Consider the following 19,446-nt stretch of genomic DNA (forward strand, 5'->3'; position numbering starts at 1 on the left):
CTTTAAAAGTTTTTAATTGTTTATTTTAAACTTTTTTTAGTATGGAAAATACATAATTGGTGTTTAAAACCTAGTTTTGGTATAATTGAGGCATATTTTTTATCTAAATCTGTTGTGATTGCAATTTTATTTTTATTTACTGTAGATTCTCTTAAAAACTTCTCAACAGTGTTTTCATCTTCAGTATCGTAAATTGCATCGGCTACGATGCAATTTGAAATTGAATCAAGTAAGGTGTGTCGATATTTCCATTCTCCATTGATTTTTATCCATTCTACATCAAAGACATAATATCCCGAGCAACGACCTAAATCAAATTCTAAAATGTTTTCATCAACAAAAAGCCAATTTTCAATCGTTTGATGTGAAACTGTTATTCCAAAGAATTTTTTAAAAGATTTACAAACATTTTTCAAGCTTCCCAGATAATCTGAAATTAAATGCTCTGATTTACTTTTCAATTCATTCGTAAAATTACTGTTTTTATCAACAAGACTTGTTAAATCAGTTTGAAAGGTTTTACCACAACGTTTACAAATATAACGCTGAACTTTCACCTTAGTTTTGCCTATTTCTTTAAATACTAATGTTCTTTTTGTAAAACCATATTTAACTACATGACGAGTTCCACAATGAGGGCATCGAGCTAAACTCATTTTAAAATACGGAACATCCTTCTTAAAACTCAAATCAAAAGATTTCAGAGCCTTTTGACAGGATTTAAAAATTTTCACAAAACGAGGATCTGAAAGGACAAATCCATCATTAAAATCACAAAATATATATTGTTTAACATCTAAAATACTATTTGGAGTATTTATTTTTTTATTAGGCATAATAAAAACTTTTACTCCACCTATTTATTAAATTTAACTATTTTTAGACAAAATTAAAAATTCCAAACTAATTTTCATCAAAAAATTTCAAATCAACAAAGTTTTTGAAAGAGCCAGTTTTTGAAAGAGCCTTAAATATTTATATAATATCAGGTTAAATATTATAGTGTACAATCCAAAAGTAATAAATAATTTTTTTTTATAGTATACTTTTAAAATCATTTTCTACAAAAAATATATGTTTAAAATAAAAATTGGAGAATTATTAAAATTAAATGGAGACGAAATGATATGAAATATTATAAGTATATAGTTCTAATTTTCATTCTATTTTTAACAATAGGTATCGTATCAGCTAGTGGTAGTATAACTGATAATGATGATTCAACTCCTGTTAGTGATGCTACACACATATATGAAACTTCAGATATGGATGAAAATATTGGTGTAACAACTGGAAATACTACGGACAACATTCTAACAACAAATGATGATACATCAAGTAATATTCTAAAAGAGGATGAAGATGGGTCTTATAATGATTTACAAACCCAAATCAATGATAATAGTGTTGTAAGTTTAGATAAAAATTACAAATATAAAAATAATACAGACAGTGCTAATGTTTTATTTATTGAAAAAAAAGATGAATTTGAAATTAATGGAAATAACTATCAAATTAGTGGAAGTGATTTTCAGCAGGTATTTTTTCAATTAAAAATTCAGCTAAAGTCACTATTAAAAACCTTATTTTAACTCACGGGGTAGGAGCTATTAAAATAGAAAACTCTAATATAACTTTAATAAATGTTAGATTTACAAATAATAATGCATCAAATCAAGGTGGAGCCATACATGCTGAAAATTCTAATGTGGATATAATAGATTCTTCATTTAATAAAAATACGGCATTAAATTTTGGTGGAGATATTTACTCTAGAAACAGCACAATTATAAGTTTAAATTCTAATTATACTAATTCTTCCTCTTCATATGGAGGATCTGCTGTAATTGTATATGGAAATTATGCATCAACTAATGATAGATATATTGATACTTCATCAGAACAAGGTGCTGCAATCTACACTTATTCTTCTAAGTTATATGTTAATAATGGAACATTTAACTCAAATAATCCTATTAATTGGGCTTTTATATATTCAATGGGAACAGAACCTATAACCATTATAAACAGTAATTTCTATAATACTACATCTAATTATTCTACTGCAATTCACAGTAAAACTAAAACAACCATTGTAAATACAAATTTCACTAATCTTAGAGCATTATTTACAGCAGGTGTAATTGGTCTTAAGGAAAGCGATTATGCAATTATAGAAAATTGTACATTTACAAATACCTCCTCAACAAATGATGGTGGAGCAATATATGCAGATGCTATAGGGTGGACTAAATTACAGGGAGGTCATGTTTTTTTAAATAATTCTAAATTCAATAATTGTAGTGCAGGATTTGGTGCTGCTATAATGGTACTTGGTGGAAATTTAACTGTTGAAAATTCTGAATTTATAAATAATAATGCAATATATGATGGTGGTGCAATATATTTATCCACGCTAAAAAATATTACAATTTCTAATTCTAATTTTACAAATAATAAACTATATTGTTCAGACTATATTCCGGCATATGGTAGTGTAATATATGTTGCATTTTCAAATATTACTCTTGATAATCTAAATTTAACCGGAAATGGTAATGAAGAGGTTTATGGTGCAATATATTCTTATGGAAATAATTTAACCATTAAAAATTCCTATTTCAATGAAAACAAAGAAGCATTATATGAAGTATTTGGAAATATACTAAATATTTCAGAAAACAATAATTTCACAACAGATAATTGTACATTAAATCAAACAAATTATATTTCACTAATTGAGGAAGAGGGACTTCAAATTACACTTTTAAATAATACTATTAGTATTACAAACCTTCCAAGTAAATTTGATTTACGTGATTTTGGATGGGTAAGTCCAGTTAAAAATCAAGGTGATATGGCTTCATGTTGGACATTTGGTGCTACAGGTGCACTTGAATCTGCAATACTTAAGGCTACAGGTTTAAGATATGTTCTATCAGAAAATAATATACAAAACAGTGCTTTAGCATATTCTATTTTAGGATCTGCTAATTTATTTGAAGGAGGAATGTCTGAAAACGCAGCACTATATGTACTTAGTTGGTTAGGTGTGGTTTCAAATGAAGATGATGCATATGATGAGCTTGGTAAAATTTCATTAATGATGACTACAGATGCTAAAATCCACATTAAAGATGTTAAATTCATAGCTCCACGAAAAAGCGTGAATGATGAAAATTGGTTAAAGGATATTAAACAAACATTGTTAAATTATGGTTCTGTAACTATTAATTATAATGCTATTCACGATTCACCAGAGTACAATCCAAAGACTTTTGCACAATATTATAATGGTACGGCACCTTCAAATCATGCTGTATCAATTGTTGGATGGGATGATAATTTCAAAAAGGAAAATTTCAATATTAAACCACCTAGTGATGGTGCATTTATTGTAAAAAATAGTTGGGGTAAATCTTGGGGTGATGGAGGTTATTTTTATCTTTCATATTATGATACATCTTTAGGTTTTACTAATTCCCTTGCATATATTTTAGAAAACACTGCTAATTATACTAAAAATTATCAATATGATGTTGGAGGAACTCTCATTTTACTTAATTCCAAAGTGTTAGAATCTCCAAATGTATTATATAAAAATATATTTAAAGCAATTGATGATGATTTAATTGCTGCAGTTGGAACTTACTTTGAAGACATTCAAAACTACACTATGAATATTTCAGTGAATGGTCAGTTAAAATTAACTCAAAAAGGCATAAGCCCTTATAGAGGTTATCATACAATTCCATTAAATGAATATGTTCCAATAAAAAAAGAGGATGTTTTTGAAGTAGTTTTTGAAAGTTCAACATTACCTATTTTATTACATTCAAGAGAAGTTTATAAAGATAATACTTCATTTCTCTATATAAATGGAGAATGGAACAATTTAAAAAATGAAACCCCTTTTGGCCCATCAACAGCATGTATAAAAGTATACACTTTAACTGATAAGTCTAGTATAAAATCTAATGATTTTAACACTTACTACGGTAATAATAATTCATTTAATGCAACATTTTATGATGTAGATGGACAATTACTTAAAAATGCAAAGGTTAACTTTATTGTTGATGGTAAAAATTATACAACATCCACTAATGAATTAGGCATAGCAATGCTTTCTAATTTGGCTGTTGGAGTATATAAGGTAACTATTGTAAATCCAATAAATAAAGAAACCATTACAAAAACTGCAACCGTTAAATCAAGATTATCTGCATCAAACATTCAAATGTATTATACAGATGGATCTAAATTTAAAGTTCGTGCATTAGATACTAATGGTAAAGCAGTTTCAGGCCAAAGTATTAGAGTAACTATTGGAAACACCGTATATAATGTTAAAACTGATAAAAATGGTTATTCATACATTAAAGTTACACTTGCACCTAAAACTTATAAAGTAACAAGCGAGTATGCAGGCTGTAAAATATCTAATACCCTAAAAATCAAACAAGTTTTAAAAGTAAGTAATGTTAATGTTAAAAAGATTGCTAAATCCTTTAAAATTAAGATCACCTTAAAAGGTAAAAAAGCACTTAAATCTAAAAAAGTAACTATTATACTTAATAATAATATTTATCATGTTAAAACCAATTCAAAAGGGATAACTACTTTAAAACTTAGTAAATCAGTTATTAAAACCCTTAAAAAGGGTAAAAAGTATACTGTAAAATCAACTTATGGTTTAACTACAGTTTCAAGTTATGTGAAAGTTAAATAAGGATTAAATCCTTGTTTATTAAATTTGTTTATTAAGGGTGTCCGCCAAAATTAATTTTTTGATTTTTTTTTGAAAAATTTTTTCATATTTAAATTTTTTATTTATTTTCTTGTTTATAGTTTTGGACAAAAAATTTTTTAGTTAAGGTTGATGAATTTTTTAATCCAATTTTTATAATATCAATCATTATTTATAATCCTATGTTTGTGTGCTTTTCAGAATTTAATTTATTTGCTTTATTTTTTATTTTTACTAAAAATTATTTCTTCAGAACTATTATTGTTTGCTATAAATTCTTTAAATTCATTTTTTGATGAGTTAAATTGTGTTTTCAGATTTTAGTTGATTATATATTTCAGTTTCATCTAATTTCGTATCTGCTAAAATATTTTTAAGTTCTAATATTAAATTTTTATTTTCACAATTGACAATTTTAAGCTGTATTAATGATTTTATTTCCTCAAATGTGCGTGTATTTGGTTGAAATAAGATTAATGAATTGCCATTTACTGCTTGGTATCCATTTGCGTTTAATTTTATTCTCGTAGTTATTTTTGTCTGTCTATTTTTTTTTGTTCCTAATAAATAGTATAATCGGCTTGTATTATCTTTATTTTGCACTGCTGTTTGATCTGCGAATACTAATATATCTTTTTTCAAATCTATTTTCTTTTGTGTTTTTTTTTAGTTGTTCTGAAGCATCTTCTGGTGCTTCAGCAGGAATAATATAGGGTTTTCCATTATCCGAAGCCTAAATTTTTCATTATCCGCCTAATTTGTCTATCACTATAAGTAACGCCAAATTCTTCGATTATTTCGTGTTTTACTTCTCTAACGCTTGTTAATTGTTTTTTTATAATGTTCTCTTTTAGTTCTTCAAATTGTTTTTCTGATAATTTTGTTTTTCGTCCAGATCCTTCTTTTCTAAGTAATCCATCAAATCCTTCTTCATTCCAAGCTTTTAACCATGCATGGCCTGTTGGAATTGTTTTCCCACGTTTTTCTATTGCATATTTTACTGTTTCACCAGCATAAATGTCTTCAATGAATGTAATTTTTTCATAAAATTCTATATAATGTTTTAAATCAGCTTTAACTTCATGAATTTTAGAAAGTGGGATTTTTTTGTTAATATAAGCATTCCTACTCATATTAATCTTTTAGTCACATTTAATATAAATATTTTTTGTCCAAAACTATAATATAAAAATATTTATCAATAGTCAATCTGAAAATGAATAAAAAAAAGAAAATATTAATATTACAGATTTTCTTTTAATATATATCCTAAATAAACACCAAGATAAGCAGCAACAGGAATTAATAAAATAAATAATATTATTTTAAATACACCACTTAAATCTATAGATGGTGCGTATGTTGGAGTAGTAGATTGATATGTACTGCCATATAAATTACTGCCACCAGATGAGAAAACATGACTTAAAAGAGAAAAAATTCCCATTAAAAATGTAAATATTAAACCAATTCCGCATGAGACCACTGCAAAAATACTTCCCAGATACACAGAAAAGTTGGGAACAACATAAGATTTATCCCTGCATCCATAATATCCCACAAAAATAGCACCAAAGAATACTGAAAACACAATTGTCAATAGAAGATAAGTAATAAAATCTATTGACCCCTTTTCCATAAATGATGACCAAACAAATGATCCTGCAAATAGAAATACCCCAAATATTACAAATGAAAATACGATTATTGAAAAGTTTGTTCTTTCATTTAAATTATCAAAAAAAGATTTATCTTCTTTAATATGTTCATGACTAGGTATTTTGTTATTTAAATCAAAACCACATTCAGAACAGAACTCAGTATCCTCATCCACTTCAAATCCACAATTAGGACAATGTCTTATAATATCCATATAATCACCTTATTAATATATTGGGAATAAGATATTAAAAAACTTTTCAAAAAAAAATAGAATTGTAATTCTCTAAAAGAAAATTACAATCCTAAAGTATTATAAATAAACCAATTACAAATAGTGCGATTAGCAGTAAAATATCTACATCCCCTGATTCAGGGGCTTCTTCAATTGTTTGATTATCTGTTGATGTTTTATTAACATCGGTTGAATTGTTTAATTGGCTTATAATTGGATTTGAATTTGAACCAAGTTCCTTTAGATAGTCATGAATCATAGTTGGAGCTGAAGATGATGTTGTTTTAACACAAGATGATGTTTTAGAATGCCCTTGTTTATGTTTTAGATAATCAAAGTCTGAGTAGTTAAAATCAGATTCATTATCATCAAAATCGTCACAGTAAGTTTTTTATTATATATATTCACCAAATATGTAAAAATAACATTACAAAAAAAAGAAAAAATTGATTTAAATTCCATTAACAAAGGATTTAAACCAATTCAATAAACCATCAAGTGAAAATCCACTATCAGAAGTACTGTTTAATAAACTACCCAATTGACTTTTGTAGTGATTAACATCACCTTGTACATTTTGTACTTGCTCAATACTGTCTGCCAAGTTCTCTATATCAGTATTAGTAATGTTAATGTTATTGTTTTGAACATGATTATTAATAATATTGACAATAGAATCATGATCCGTTACATTATCATTAGCTACCTCTTCTTTTACCTGGTCAACCAAGGCAGATAATTCATTAGCATCTACTCCTGAGTTTTCAACAATTTCTCCTTGTGTGTATATTTCATCGCTTGCGGCTTTTTTTACATTATCCGGAATTTCAAGATTTGTTGCTTCTTCATAAGCATTCATGATTCCTGCAAGAGCGGATTCCCCAGTAGCTGAAACCGGACTTGTTACATAAACATGTCCCCTTGTAATTCCAGCAGATTTTAAAGCTGAAATATACATATCTCCAGTTATTGTTGTGATTTTTGATTTATCCACAGTTACCTCTAAATTATCGTTGTCATTTAAATCTAGAAATGCAGATGAAAGGATTTGATTTGAAGAGTAAGACTTCCCTGTAATACCGCTTGAAACTTGATTTACCTGATTAGCAGTAATTACTTTTGTTACCACATTATTCAAATCCACATTTGATTGTTTAACGAAAAACGAATCCACATCAGATTTATAATTGCTATTTGCATTAGTGGTTTCACCATAAGTTATTACAAGATTAGAATCTGTTGAAAATCCGGCTGGCATTAACATACCTAATATAATCAAAGCCAATATTGCTATAGTAATCTTTTTCATAATTATCACCTCTTAAATAGATTAACCTTATTTATTATGTCATTTATTGAGCATTCGCCATTACGTTTACTTCCAGAAAAAAATTTTGAAAGTTCGAATTCATAATCTTTTGCATCTTTCTGTGCTGAATGTACATCTTCTATTGTACTTGCAAGGCTTTCAACATCATTATCTGAAATATTGAAATTATTTATTTCACAATTCTTATTAATTATTTTCACTATTTCAGCGTGATCAGTTATGTTTTCTGCGCTTACTTCATATTTAACTGCACTTACCAATTGAGTTAAATTTTCAGCTGAGATATCTGAATTTTCAACAATTTTAGATTGTGTATATATTTCACGATTAGCTGCTGTTTTAACATTCATAGGCATTTCAATATTTGTTACAGATTCATAAGAGTTTAAAACTTCAGAAATTGAATTTTCTCCAGTTATATTTGCCGGACTGGTTATGTAAACAACCCCTTTAGTTATACCTGCTGATCTAAGAGCCAATTCATACATATCACTTGTAACTACTGTAACTTTAGATGAATCAACTATGACTTTAAGTTCGTTGCATTCACTTAAATCAACAAGACAGGCAGAGCATATTTGATCTATTGAGTAACTTTGATTTGTAAAAGAATTATACAGATCATTGACATTTTTTGCCGTGAAGACTTTATTATTAGTATCTACAACATCAACATTCGCATTTTCTTTAAAATAATTATTAACCGCTTCCTTATATTCTGGATTTAATCGAGTAGCTTCACCATAAGTAATTACGACTGAATCGGAATCGCTTGAAAATCCTATAGGAATTAAAATGCCAATAATAATCAAAGCAACAAGTGCAACAAATATCATACGCAATTTTATCACCTCTTACAAATTCTTATTTAAGGTTAGTCAGTGTAGTATTTAAATGTTTCATTTTTTAGACAATAATTAATAAAATTTTAGATATGGATGAAAATTATAAAATATAATATATTAGTTTAAAAATTATTCATATTATTTAAGTTTTGAAATTAAAAAAAATAAACAAATCCCATAGGCAATAATAAATCTTAATATATGAAAAAAGTAATATTTACTTATAAAATAATCATTTCAAGAGGATTACATGAGAAAATTATTAAAACCAATGAAAAGTAGAATTCCGCAAATCCTTATTATTTTTGGACTTTTGCTGATTCAGGTGTATTGTGATTTAACATTACCTCAGTATACTGCAAATATAGTAAATATTGGAATTCAAAATACAGATATTCAATATATCCTTGATATTGGAAAAATAATGCTTTTAATGGTTGCAGTTTCAGCCTTAGCGACAGTTGGAGTATCATATTTTTCAAGTAGAGTATCATCTGGATATGCAAAAGATTTAAGGAAAATAGTATATTCAACAGTTTTAAAATTCTCAAATCATGAATTAAACAAAATATCAAGGTCTTCTTTAATAACCCGATCAACAAATGACATCAACCAACTGCAAAATGTTTTAGGAATGATTTTTACCACACTTTTATTTGCTCCCCTATTGGGAGTTGGAGGCATAATAAAAGCATTTGAACTTGAAACTGACTTATCATGGATTATTTTAGTAACATTCATAGCAATTGTTCTTCTTTTATTAATCATTGTTGTAAGAGTACTGCCTTACTTTAAAATAACTCAGGAGATTATTGATAAAATTAACAGAGTATCTAGAGAAATCCTTATTGGAATGCCTGTTATTAAAGCATATGTTAGACAAGACTATGAACAAAATAAATTTGAAAAAGTAAACAGCGACTTTTTAAATGTTAACCTTTATGTTTACCGAAATATCATGATAATGACTCCATTAATGACCTTGATCTTGAATCTAATGACTGTTTTAATATTATACTTTGGAGCATATGATGCCATAAGTGGAGGAATCCTCACAGGAGACATAATAGCATTTATCCAGTATTCAACCCAAATCGTATCTTCATTCTTAATGATTGGAGGATTTATAATAATGCTTCCAAGAATACTTGTTTCTGGAAGGCGTGTAAGTGAAGTGCTCAATACCAAAATAACAATAACTGATGGAGATAAAACAGATATTGATGACAATTCAATTATTGAATTTAAAAATGTTTCATATAAATATCCTGGAAGTGAAAAGGAAACATTGAAAGACATTAATTTTAGCTTAAAACCCGGCAAAACAACTGCAATTATCGGCGGAACCGGTAGCGGAAAATCAACAATTCTTAATTTAATACCTCGCCTGCAAGATCCAAGCTCTGGTGAAATTTTAATTAATGGAGAGAATATTAAAAATTTTAATCTAAAAACATTAAGGAATAAAATCAGTTTTACACCCCAAAAGGCAATATTATTCCAGGGAACTATCAAATCCAATATGCAGACTGGCAGGAGCAATGCAACCGACAGCGAAATTGAAAATGCACTGCATCTAGCACAAGTGGATTTTGTTAAAAGTCTCGATGAGGAAGTCTCCCAAGGAGGATCCAACTTCTCAGGCGGACAAAAACAACGCTTATCAATAGCTAGATCCATCATCGGCAAACATGACTTTTATCTGTTTGATGATTGTTTTTCTGCACTTGATATGAATACCGAACGTAAAGTAAAAGATAATCTGTCTAAATTAAAAGATTCTTCAGTTTTAATTGTTTCACAAAGAATATCAACAATTATGGATGCTGATGAGATAATTGTACTTGACAATGGCGAGATAGCAGATAGGGGAACACATAATAAATTAGCTGAAAGCTGTGACATCTATCGTGAAATTGTAAACACTCAAATTGACAGTATGGAGGTGCAACTATGAGCCCGCCTCCAATTAAAAGAAGACCTCCTGAAAAGGCGGTTGATAATAAAAAGGCAATTAAAAACATTATTGGATTGTTGGCCAATTATAAATTAAAATTAATCATAACAGTGGTTTGCGCAGTTATTTCAACATTATTCAGCATAATTGCTCCATTATTAATAGGTAAAGCAACAACAATAATATATAACGGAATTAACAATTTAATGCACCATACGGGCACTATTGATTTTTCAAGCTTGATTAACCTTTTAACCATTGCAGTAATCTTATATATTGTCAGTTCTCTATTTAGTTACATGCAAAGTTATTTTATTGTTGAAATTTCAACCAACATTAGTTATAACTTAAGAAAAAGATTAATGGAAAAAATAACTCACCTACCAATGGATAGTCTCGATGAAAACAAAAGAGGAGACATATTGTCAAGAATAACAAATGATGTAGACTCTTTACAAAATGGCATTACTCAAGCTTTCCTTCAGATGTTAACTGCAATAATTACTATTGTTGGTGTGTTTTTAATGATGTTATCCATAAATATTTGGATGACATTAGCAACAATAATACTCGTTCCAATATCATTTTTAGTAATCAGACTCATTACAAAACATTCACAAAGTTATTTTTTAAAGCAATTGGTCTTTAAAGGATCACTTAATGCTCAAATTGAAGAAACATTCACAGGCCATGATATTATACGTGCATTTAACCAGGAAGAAGAGTCAATTGAAAAATTCAACCAGGACAATGACATGTGGTTTGACCAGGAATGGAAATCTCAGTTTTATTCCAGTCTCAATGGACCTTTAATGAACTTTATCTCCAATTTTGCCTATGTCATAATAGCTATTTTAGGTGCAGTACTTGTACTTCAAAAGGCCATCGCAGTCGGAGATATTTTAGCATTCTTCCAATATGTTCAAAATTTCACAAGACCTATCCAACAAATCACAAGAGTCATGAATCTTATACAAACTGCAATGGCTGCAATTGAGCGTATTTTTGAATTTTTAGAATTTGGAGATGAGGAAAACCCATCATCAAAACAGATTAAAGAAATTAAAGAAGAAATTACCTTTGAAAACGTTAGCTTTGGATATAATCCAAATGAAACTATCATTAAAAATTTATCATTTAATGTTAAAAAAGGAGATAAAATAGCTATTGTTGGTGAAACCGGTGCCGGTAAAACAACCATTGTCAAATTATTAATGAGATTCTATGATATTGGCAAAGGCGAGATTAAAATTGATGGAGTCAATATTGAAGAATATGATAAAAATAGCTTAAGATCACTTATTGGAATGGTTCTGCAGGACTCATGGCTATTTTCAGACACTATTGAAAAAAATATCCAATATGGCAAATTAGATGCAAGTAAAGAAGAAATCATCGATGCATCCAAACAGGTCTATGCTGATAATTTTATTAAGCAGCTTCCGGATGGCTATAAAACAGAGCTAAATGAAGATTCGGACAATATATCCCATGGACAAAAACAATTGCTTACAATAGCAAGAACAATTCTCTCTAAAAAGCAAGTTTTAATTTTAGATGAAGCAACATCCAGTGTTGATACAAGAACTGAAGAATTAATTCAAAAAGCCATGGACAAGTTAATGGAAAATCGTACAAGTTTTATTATTGCTCACAGACTATCAACAATTAAAAATGCAGACAAGATAATTGTTATTGAAAATGGTGAAATTATAGAACAAGGCAGGCATGAGGAATTACTGGCTAAAAAAGGATACTACTACAATACATTAAATACTCAATCAGATGAAAATCTAATTTGAAAAAAGAAAATTAATGGTTTAAAATAATTTAAACCATATTTAGAATCTATTGTAAAACAAATCCGCCGTTTGGTGAAATAACTTGACCTGTAAGATAATCTGCTTCTAAAATATATCCTAAAGCTCCAGAATATCCTCACATCCTTTAGTCATATTAACACCTCATTTTAAGCATATTTTATTATTAATTAAGCTTTAACTATTCTTTTAAATTTAATATTGAAAATCCAAATGAAAACAAAACCGATTACAGAACCTATATTCATTCCAATGATTGCTCCTAAATAAACTCCAAATATTCCCATGTCCAAGGTTATTCCCAGAATATAAGCAAAGGCCATGCTTAAAATTAGCTCTCTTAAAATTGTCAAAGCTAATGACTTAAATCCAGAACCAACACCCTGATAAGTATAAGCCGCTGTTGCTCCCAAAGGTATTAAAAAATTATAGAACACAAGCAATTGGAGAATCTGAGCAGATCTGTCAACCAATGCAGGATTACTTGCCTGAAAGTTAAATACGTCACAAATCGGATAAGCAAAAATAAAAAAGAATGCTGAAATTATCAGTGTTATCGCTAAACTTAGCAATGTTGAGTATTTAACCGTTTCATTGAAATTTCTCCAGTTTCGAGCTCCATAAGCGATTCCTGAAACAGTGATTGTTGCAATTCCTATTGCCATGCATGGCAAAAAGGCAACTGAGATAAATCTCCAAGCTATTGTAAATGATGCAACTTCATTCACTCCAGAGGTCATGATAATCAAATAATTTAGAATTATTGCAACCAATGCAAATATAATCTCTTCTGTAGCTGCAGGAAGCGATACAACAAGTATTTCCTTATATATTTCAAGCTTGCGTTTGTAATATCTGAGCTTGAATTTGAAAAAGGTGTCTTTTTTAATATAAATCCAATAAAGCATCCAAAGATATCCTGTAAATGAAGCTAATACCGTTGCAAGTCCTGCTCCAAAAATGCCTAAGTTTAAAGCATATATTAAAATCGGATCCAGAATCATATTTAAAACAGCCGTTAAAATTAATGGGTTTGTTGCACGGCTAACATCACCTTCCCCCCTAAATATACTTGCAGTTACATTAGGTGCTAAAAATGCAATGTTCATCAAAAATATGATTTGGCCATAACTTAGACAATATGACTTAACACTTTCTGCACCTAATAACACCACCATATCCTCTAGAAAGAATATGCCTATAATTAAAACAATGACTGAAATAATAACTGTCAAAATTATTGAGTGGATGACTGCATTATTTGCATCTTCTAATTTGTCCCCACCAACATATCTTGAAATCAAAGAATTTGCACCGGCACCAATACCTGTGCCGAGACCTATAATAACCAAATATAATGGAGAAATAAAACCTAATGCAGCTAAAGCATCAGAATTAATACCTGCAACCCAAAAACTATCAATTAAATTATTGAAAAACATCAAAAGCATTGAAACTATAGTTGGAAAAGCTAATTTGTTAATTGCCCTTCTAGGATTGCCGGTTATTAAATTGATATTCTCATTTTTTTGCATAGACATATATTGGAAAACAAAATATTTAAAATATTTAAAAATTAATGAAAGTTCTTGTAGACAATACTAATGAATATGAATATGAATATGAGTCATTACCTTAAGGCATAAATATGAAAAATATACATAATATGTTGATGTGAATCTTTTGGCTCAGGCAATGCTGAATTTACAATCCTGTGGTCAAATGCATTCAAAGATGAGAAAACCTCTTAATTGGGGAAGAGAATGAAACTTTTCCATTACCATATTTATTTTCCACGGATAACCCTAATTAAAATGAACAGTAGATAACTGCTCCACCATTGCCTTTGGATAATTTTAAAAAGGAGTTTGAATTTAATTTAGTTGGAATTCCCTTTGGAACTTCCTTATCTGAGATGAATGTGCCATTAGAACTCCCTTCATCGAGAATATACCATCCGTCAGTTTTATAAAATAATTTTAAATGTGGTTTAGATACATTTGAAACAGCAGAATAGCTATTGTCTAAAAGAATTGTAAATGAAGATAATTCATTATGTCCAAAATTACCTTTTCTTCCGATTAAGATAGTTTCATCTTTATGAACTTTAAATGTTTTACCCTTATCTATTCCATTGAATATTGTTAAAACACAATGTTCGCCGTCATTATATTTCTGATTAACTTTATATAAATCAAAAAATGACAATAATTCATCTGATAAAAAGGTTATTTCCAAAAATAAATCTTTAAATGCATCTTCTTTTAAAGAATAAACTTTAACATTCCTTAAACCGATTTTATTTGGAACCTCTTTTTTAATATAAGACTCTTCAATTAAATCAGCGGCAAGAAGCTGTTTTAAATGTTGACCCAGCATTTGAGGAGTAATGTCAATATTATAATTGTTTAAAAGTATGTTATTTATTTCTCGTGAATACAATAGGTCTTTTTTAAATGAATGGTCTTCCTTAATATTTACTTTCTTGAAATCCCTTAAGATTTCCAATATTGAAAATCGAACTTCGTTATTAACTGCCGCTAATTTTACGGATATTAAATTTGAGTCCGATAAATCAACTATCATTGTTTTGATGGTTTTGATGTCTGCCATAAATAATTCCCCTTATGTATTTAATAATATTTTTTAATTAATATTTAATAATTTTGGTATTGGTTTTTTGCGATAAGTCATTTTAAAATTTATTATTCATTTAATTGCCGTTATAGTTGATTTAAATTGATTTTAAAGGTTAAACTTACAACATTTTGTTGCGTATTTCCAATATTGAATACTGCCGATTCAAATGCATTTAAAAGAAATTTTAATAATGATCAAATAGATTAGCTATTGCGGCACGGATACTGATTTGCTGTTGATTTCATATGAATATATTTCTCCATTGAAACATTAAAATAACAATTTCCAATATAAAACGAAATAGACATCAAAATCAATAGATACATCCTCATTTAACAGACCATGCCTCAGGAAATCAAAACCCACATGGCAATTGAATTTGATGTTACAAAATACCAATATAAAATCAACATTCCAGTAAAAACCTATTTGGCAGCCACCGCCCATTCTTGTCGTAAGTGCAAATTGAATATTTAAACATAATAATTAAATAGTATACAACTCAAAAATAACATGTGTCTAGTAAATAAGAATTTACTAATTGAGATATTTAATGAAAACTACCGTAATGTAATTATATCAGACATAGAAAGTGTGTGGGACATCCATAATTCAAATAATGCATTTATTTATGACGCATTTTCTTGATGAAATATTTTACTTTACAATAGAATAGTTTATATGACTTAATACAACTCGATTATAAAAGAAGTATTAGATTAATATGTCAAAGAGATACATAAAAAAAGAAATCGATGAAGCTCTAGAGTTAATATCGAATGATGCCCTTAAAGCTTTGAAGATATTTGATGATATATTAAAAATTGAACCTGAAAATATTAATGTGATTAATGGTAAAGGATTTGCATTAATCAAGTTAAACAAACTTGAAGAAGCTGAAAAATACTTTAATAAATCATTAGACATTGAAAAAAACTCCTCTGCATTAATTAATAAAGGCATAATAGCTAAAAATAAAAAAGAATACGATCAGTCCCTAATATATTATGATTTAGCTATTGAAATTGATCCCAATATGCAAAATATCGTAAATATCCTTAAAAATGAGATTTACGAATTGATGCCTAATAAATCATTAGCAAACATGACTAACTTTTCGGCTGAATCCAACAGTTATATTAAAAGAGGATTGCATTATAAAAATAACCACGAGATTTGGAAAGCTCTGGAATGTTTTAATCAAGCAATTATCGTTGATTCAACTTGTGAAAATTTCGTGAATGCATTAACTGACGAAATCGACACAATCATATTTAATGACTTCCTATTCAAGACCCCAATGTTTAAAGACTGTGAAGTCGACCATTTGAAAATACAAGCTTTAAAAGAATTATTGGTTAAAGAAAACATCAATAAAGCTTTGAAAATAATGAACCAAATCTTAAACATGAATAAAAATGATATAGATACTTTAAACTATAAAGGTTGCACATTATTCTTAATGGGCAAATATGACAATGCAATTGATTGCTTTGACAAATGCTTATCCTTAGATAATGACTATTATTATCCATTATTCAATAAAGGATTGGTTTTAAGAAGGAAAAACGAATTAATCAAGTCATTAACTTGTTTTACTGAACTTTTAAAATTTAACAAAGAACATGATAAAATAAAAGAATATCAGTTAGAAATCCTAAGTGTTCTTCAAAAAATGAAATGAATCAAATATCACTTTTCATATTCCTTTTTATATTGTCTAATCATGTTCATATCCCCATTGTCAACAATACTGACAATGCCATTTGAAATAATTCTATTAATATTATTAACCCTATCCTCTACAGGTAGAGTTTTCTTAGTTTCTAGCAAAATGCCGTCATAATTTGGAGGATGATTAAAATCTTTTTTAAATTGTTCCTTTATCTCGTCTCTCCAATTTTTAGTTATTAAATCTTCAAATATCAGAAGTATGTCCTCAGCAAAACTATTTCCTAACATTAGATAATACTTAAGTCTTTTTTTATCTCTTTTAGTATCAAATCTTTTAAGTAACATATTGAAAGACCCGTAATTTTGATATCCAAATGGTAAAAATCTTCCTTGAACAGTATGAGCACAATACTCATTCATAAGAGTATAAGATTTATTATTAGTAATGCAATAAATAGAAATTGCTTCAATTGCATTTGTTTTATCACTATTCCAGATATACATCAGGGATTGTGTAAATATTTCATTGAGAATATGATGACTTAATTCATGGATAATCGTGGAAATTTGATTTGATTCATCCAGCCTATCATCAACATGGATTATATTGAATGCATAACTACCTAATTCAGCCCCTTTGGTTTTATATTCAATGTCAGCATAGGACAGCGCCAATATACTAATTTTTTTAAAAATACTTATCTCAGATAAATTTATATCGTGTTCTTTTATTATCTTATTAAAATTAGTTGAACCGGCTTGTTTAATTCTGTTTAATATTTCCCCATATTCTTCAACAGTTAATTGATTATCTTTTAGCATATTAACTCTTTTTTTAGTGAATATATTTCCAAAATCGTTTAAATCTGAAAAGGTAGTGAATCCTTCTTTTTTATCCAAATCTATTAAAGTATCATTTTCTTCAATGGAATAATTTTCATTATTGAATGAATTTAAAATATTATCTATGTCGAATTTATTTTTGTTTATCGAAAGCATTTTATCATCACCATTAGAAAGAATTTCCTTTAAATTTTTCTTAAGAATTAATGCTTCTTCATTTTCACCATAATATTTTAAAGCCAAATTACAATAAATTAAAGCTTTATCATACTTTTTAGCTAAAAATAATAAATATGCTTTTCCACTCCATGCATAAGACTGTTTATCATTAATCTTTAAAGCTTTATTAAATGACATATATGCATTTTCAAACTCTTTTGCTTTTATCTGACATATTCCCAATAAAACTAGAACTCCATCATTATTTTTATCCTGTGAAAGAATAAGATTTAAATAGTCAATGGCCTCAGTATAATTTTTAGAGACAATATGTTTAATAGCAATTCTAAATAATTTTCTGTCCATTTATCCACCCTATAAAAAAATAAAGGAAATAATTAAGTTATCTTACTGCTTCAATTTTTAAAATACTTTGAAATTGAATTAGAGTATCCATTGGAATATTGAGTATAACCAAATAAAAAATGATTACTCCCAGCACCATTCCAGTCAAATATAATGTTATAAGACCAAAAGGCCTTTCATATGCTCCATTATGATAATAATCAAAAGCAACAATTAATTCCAATCCTCCAAGAATAGAAGCAATTAAAGAGTAATATAATGCATCAATCCCAAAAAAGGATATATCATAACTTATACAATAAATACTAAATATAAATAGTATTATAGCATATATACTGGATTGTATAGCCATATTCCTATTAAAATTATCATTGAAATTCATATTTTCACCTCATTCTCCTTGTATAAATTTAATATTATTTATCAAATAATCCACATTACGCACAGGCAGTGATAAATCAACATCCAAATAAGCCTTATTATCCGAACCAAAACTAGATGATACAATTAATTGATTTCCATAAGTAAAATAACCATCAACAACCGTATGACCAACAACCATACAGTTAGAGCCAATGATTTCAAGAAAACCCTCAACATCAGCTACTGAATAATCATTATCATAACGATTCCATAAGAAATCATGAAGAAGGTCATAATTATAATCATTGTCAAAAATCATGTTAAAATCATTCATAGAATGAATAAATCTAGAGGGCCCGGTATGAGATATAAACAACCCATTTTCTGTTTGGACAAAAAGAGGCATTGACTTGAAAAATTCAACATAATCAGTCAAATAAGGTTCAAGAGATCCCTTTTTCTTTTTTATCAAATCTTCAAATTCCTGAGTTTGATTATTAAATCCTTTAAATACCGGACTTCGAACAATATGACTCCATTCATGATTGCCTAAAAGGGGATGGAAATTGGGATATTTTTCGTATTTTTCAATAACATCATCAATTATTTCAATTGAACCATCATCTTCACAGGTAGCATGAATAAAATCACCTACAAAGACCAAATGATGATCTGGATTATTACAGTCCCACAGGTCAATATATTTTTCATAATCCTCTAAATCACCATGCAAATCAGTGACAACTAATAAACGACCCTTTGCAGGCAATTGAATAAATTTATCTTTTAACATAATATCATCAAA

17 protein-coding genes are annotated in these 19,446 nt (G+C 28.2%); 5 read left to right on the forward strand and 12 right to left on the reverse strand.

What is annotated here, in order from left to right:
• Positions 1-20 precede the first annotated feature (20 nt).
• Positions 21-836 (reverse strand): hypothetical protein, encoded by an 816-nt coding sequence (locus Q9969_RS03100; RefSeq protein WP_305554322.1) that lies wholly within the window; start codon positions 834-836, stop codon positions 21-23.
• A gap of 291 nt (positions 837-1,127) precedes the next feature.
• On the opposite strand from Q9969_RS03100, the gene Q9969_RS03105 reads away from it, so the two are divergent.
• On the forward strand, positions 1,128-1,592 hold the full coding sequence (locus tag Q9969_RS03105) for a hypothetical protein (protein WP_305554325.1): 465 nt from the start codon (positions 1,128-1,130) through the stop codon (positions 1,590-1,592).
• A gap of 116 nt (positions 1,593-1,708) precedes the next feature.
• A complete protein-coding gene (locus Q9969_RS03110) occupies positions 1,709-4,732 on the forward strand; it encodes a C1 family peptidase (RefSeq protein ID WP_305554328.1) in 3,024 nt (1,007 codons plus the stop codon).
• A gap of 318 nt (positions 4,733-5,050) precedes the next feature.
• On the opposite strand, the gene Q9969_RS03115 is transcribed toward Q9969_RS03110, so the two are convergent.
• The 6 genes from Q9969_RS03115 to Q9969_RS03140 form a co-directional block, all read right to left on the reverse strand.
• Positions 5,051-5,392 (reverse strand): hypothetical protein, encoded by a 342-nt coding sequence (locus tag Q9969_RS03115; protein ID WP_305554331.1) that lies wholly within the window; start codon positions 5,390-5,392, stop codon positions 5,051-5,053.
• Positions 5,393-5,472: 80 nt separating this feature from the next.
• Positions 5,473-5,883, reverse strand: coding sequence for a helix-turn-helix domain-containing protein (locus tag Q9969_RS03120; RefSeq protein ID WP_305553900.1), 411 nt, complete (start codon positions 5,881-5,883; stop codon positions 5,473-5,475).
• Positions 5,884-5,993: 110 nt separating this feature from the next.
• A complete protein-coding gene (locus Q9969_RS03125) occupies positions 5,994-6,623 on the reverse strand; it encodes a zinc-ribbon domain-containing protein (protein ID WP_305554334.1) in 630 nt (209 codons plus the stop codon).
• 91 nt (positions 6,624-6,714) lie between these two features.
• On the reverse strand, positions 6,715-6,903 hold the full coding sequence (locus Q9969_RS03130; protein WP_305554337.1) for a hypothetical protein: 189 nt from the start codon (positions 6,901-6,903) through the stop codon (positions 6,715-6,717).
• Between the two features lie 192 nt (positions 6,904-7,095).
• Positions 7,096-7,953, reverse strand: a complete 858-nt coding sequence (locus Q9969_RS03135) for a DUF1002 domain-containing protein (protein ID WP_305554340.1) — start codon at positions 7,951-7,953, stop codon at positions 7,096-7,098.
• Positions 7,954-7,958: 5 nt separating this feature from the next.
• Positions 7,959-8,810: a DUF1002 domain-containing protein gene (locus Q9969_RS03140; RefSeq protein ID WP_305555002.1), complete on the reverse strand. Its 852-nt coding sequence runs from the start codon at positions 8,808-8,810 to the stop codon at positions 7,959-7,961.
• Between the two features lie 259 nt (positions 8,811-9,069).
• Here Q9969_RS03140 and Q9969_RS03145 point away from each other — a divergent pair, with 259 nt between their 5' ends.
• Entirely contained in the window at positions 9,070-10,776 is a 1,707-nt protein-coding gene (locus Q9969_RS03145) for an ABC transporter ATP-binding protein (protein ID WP_305554343.1), read from the forward strand.
• Positions 10,773-12,578 carry an ABC transporter ATP-binding protein gene (locus tag Q9969_RS03150; protein ID WP_305554346.1) on the forward strand — a complete coding sequence of 602 codons (1,806 nt, stop codon included), beginning with the start codon at positions 10,773-10,775 and terminating at the stop codon, positions 12,576-12,578. Before Q9969_RS03145 ends, Q9969_RS03150 begins: the two co-directional genes overlap by 4 nt.
• A 188-nt stretch (positions 12,579-12,766) precedes the next feature.
• On the opposite strand, the gene Q9969_RS03155 is transcribed toward Q9969_RS03150, so the two are convergent.
• Positions 12,767-14,137, reverse strand: a complete 1,371-nt coding sequence (locus Q9969_RS03155) for an MATE family efflux transporter (protein WP_305554349.1) — start codon at positions 14,135-14,137, stop codon at positions 12,767-12,769.
• Between the two features lie 268 nt (positions 14,138-14,405).
• A complete protein-coding gene (locus tag Q9969_RS03160) occupies positions 14,406-15,209 on the reverse strand; it encodes an FHA domain-containing protein (RefSeq protein ID WP_305554352.1) in 804 nt (267 codons plus the stop codon).
• Positions 15,210-15,960: 751 nt separating this feature from the next.
• On the opposite strand from Q9969_RS03160, the gene Q9969_RS03165 reads away from it, so the two are divergent.
• A complete protein-coding gene (locus Q9969_RS03165) occupies positions 15,961-16,920 on the forward strand; it encodes a tetratricopeptide repeat protein (RefSeq protein WP_305554355.1) in 960 nt (319 codons plus the stop codon).
• Between the two features lie 8 nt (positions 16,921-16,928).
• On the opposite strand, the gene Q9969_RS03170 is transcribed toward Q9969_RS03165, so the two are convergent.
• Genes Q9969_RS03170 through Q9969_RS03180 form a run of 3 tightly spaced genes read right to left on the reverse strand, consistent with a single transcriptional unit; the run spans position 16,929 to position 19,434 of the window.
• A complete protein-coding gene (locus Q9969_RS03170; protein WP_305554358.1) occupies positions 16,929-18,278 on the reverse strand; it encodes a tetratricopeptide repeat protein in 1,350 nt (449 codons plus the stop codon).
• 37 nt (positions 18,279-18,315) lie between these two features.
• Positions 18,316-18,660 carry a hypothetical protein gene (locus Q9969_RS03175; protein WP_305554361.1) on the reverse strand — a complete coding sequence of 115 codons (345 nt, stop codon included), beginning with the start codon at positions 18,658-18,660 and terminating at the stop codon, positions 18,316-18,318.
• A 9-nt stretch (positions 18,661-18,669) separates the two neighbouring features.
• A complete protein-coding gene (locus Q9969_RS03180; protein WP_305554364.1) occupies positions 18,670-19,434 on the reverse strand; it encodes a metallophosphoesterase in 765 nt (254 codons plus the stop codon).
• Positions 19,435-19,446 lie beyond the last annotated feature (12 nt).

The sequence above is a fragment of the Methanobrevibacter sp. V74 genome (assembly GCF_963082495.1).
Lineage (GTDB): Archaea > Methanobacteriota > Methanobacteria > Methanobacteriales > Methanobacteriaceae > Methanocatella.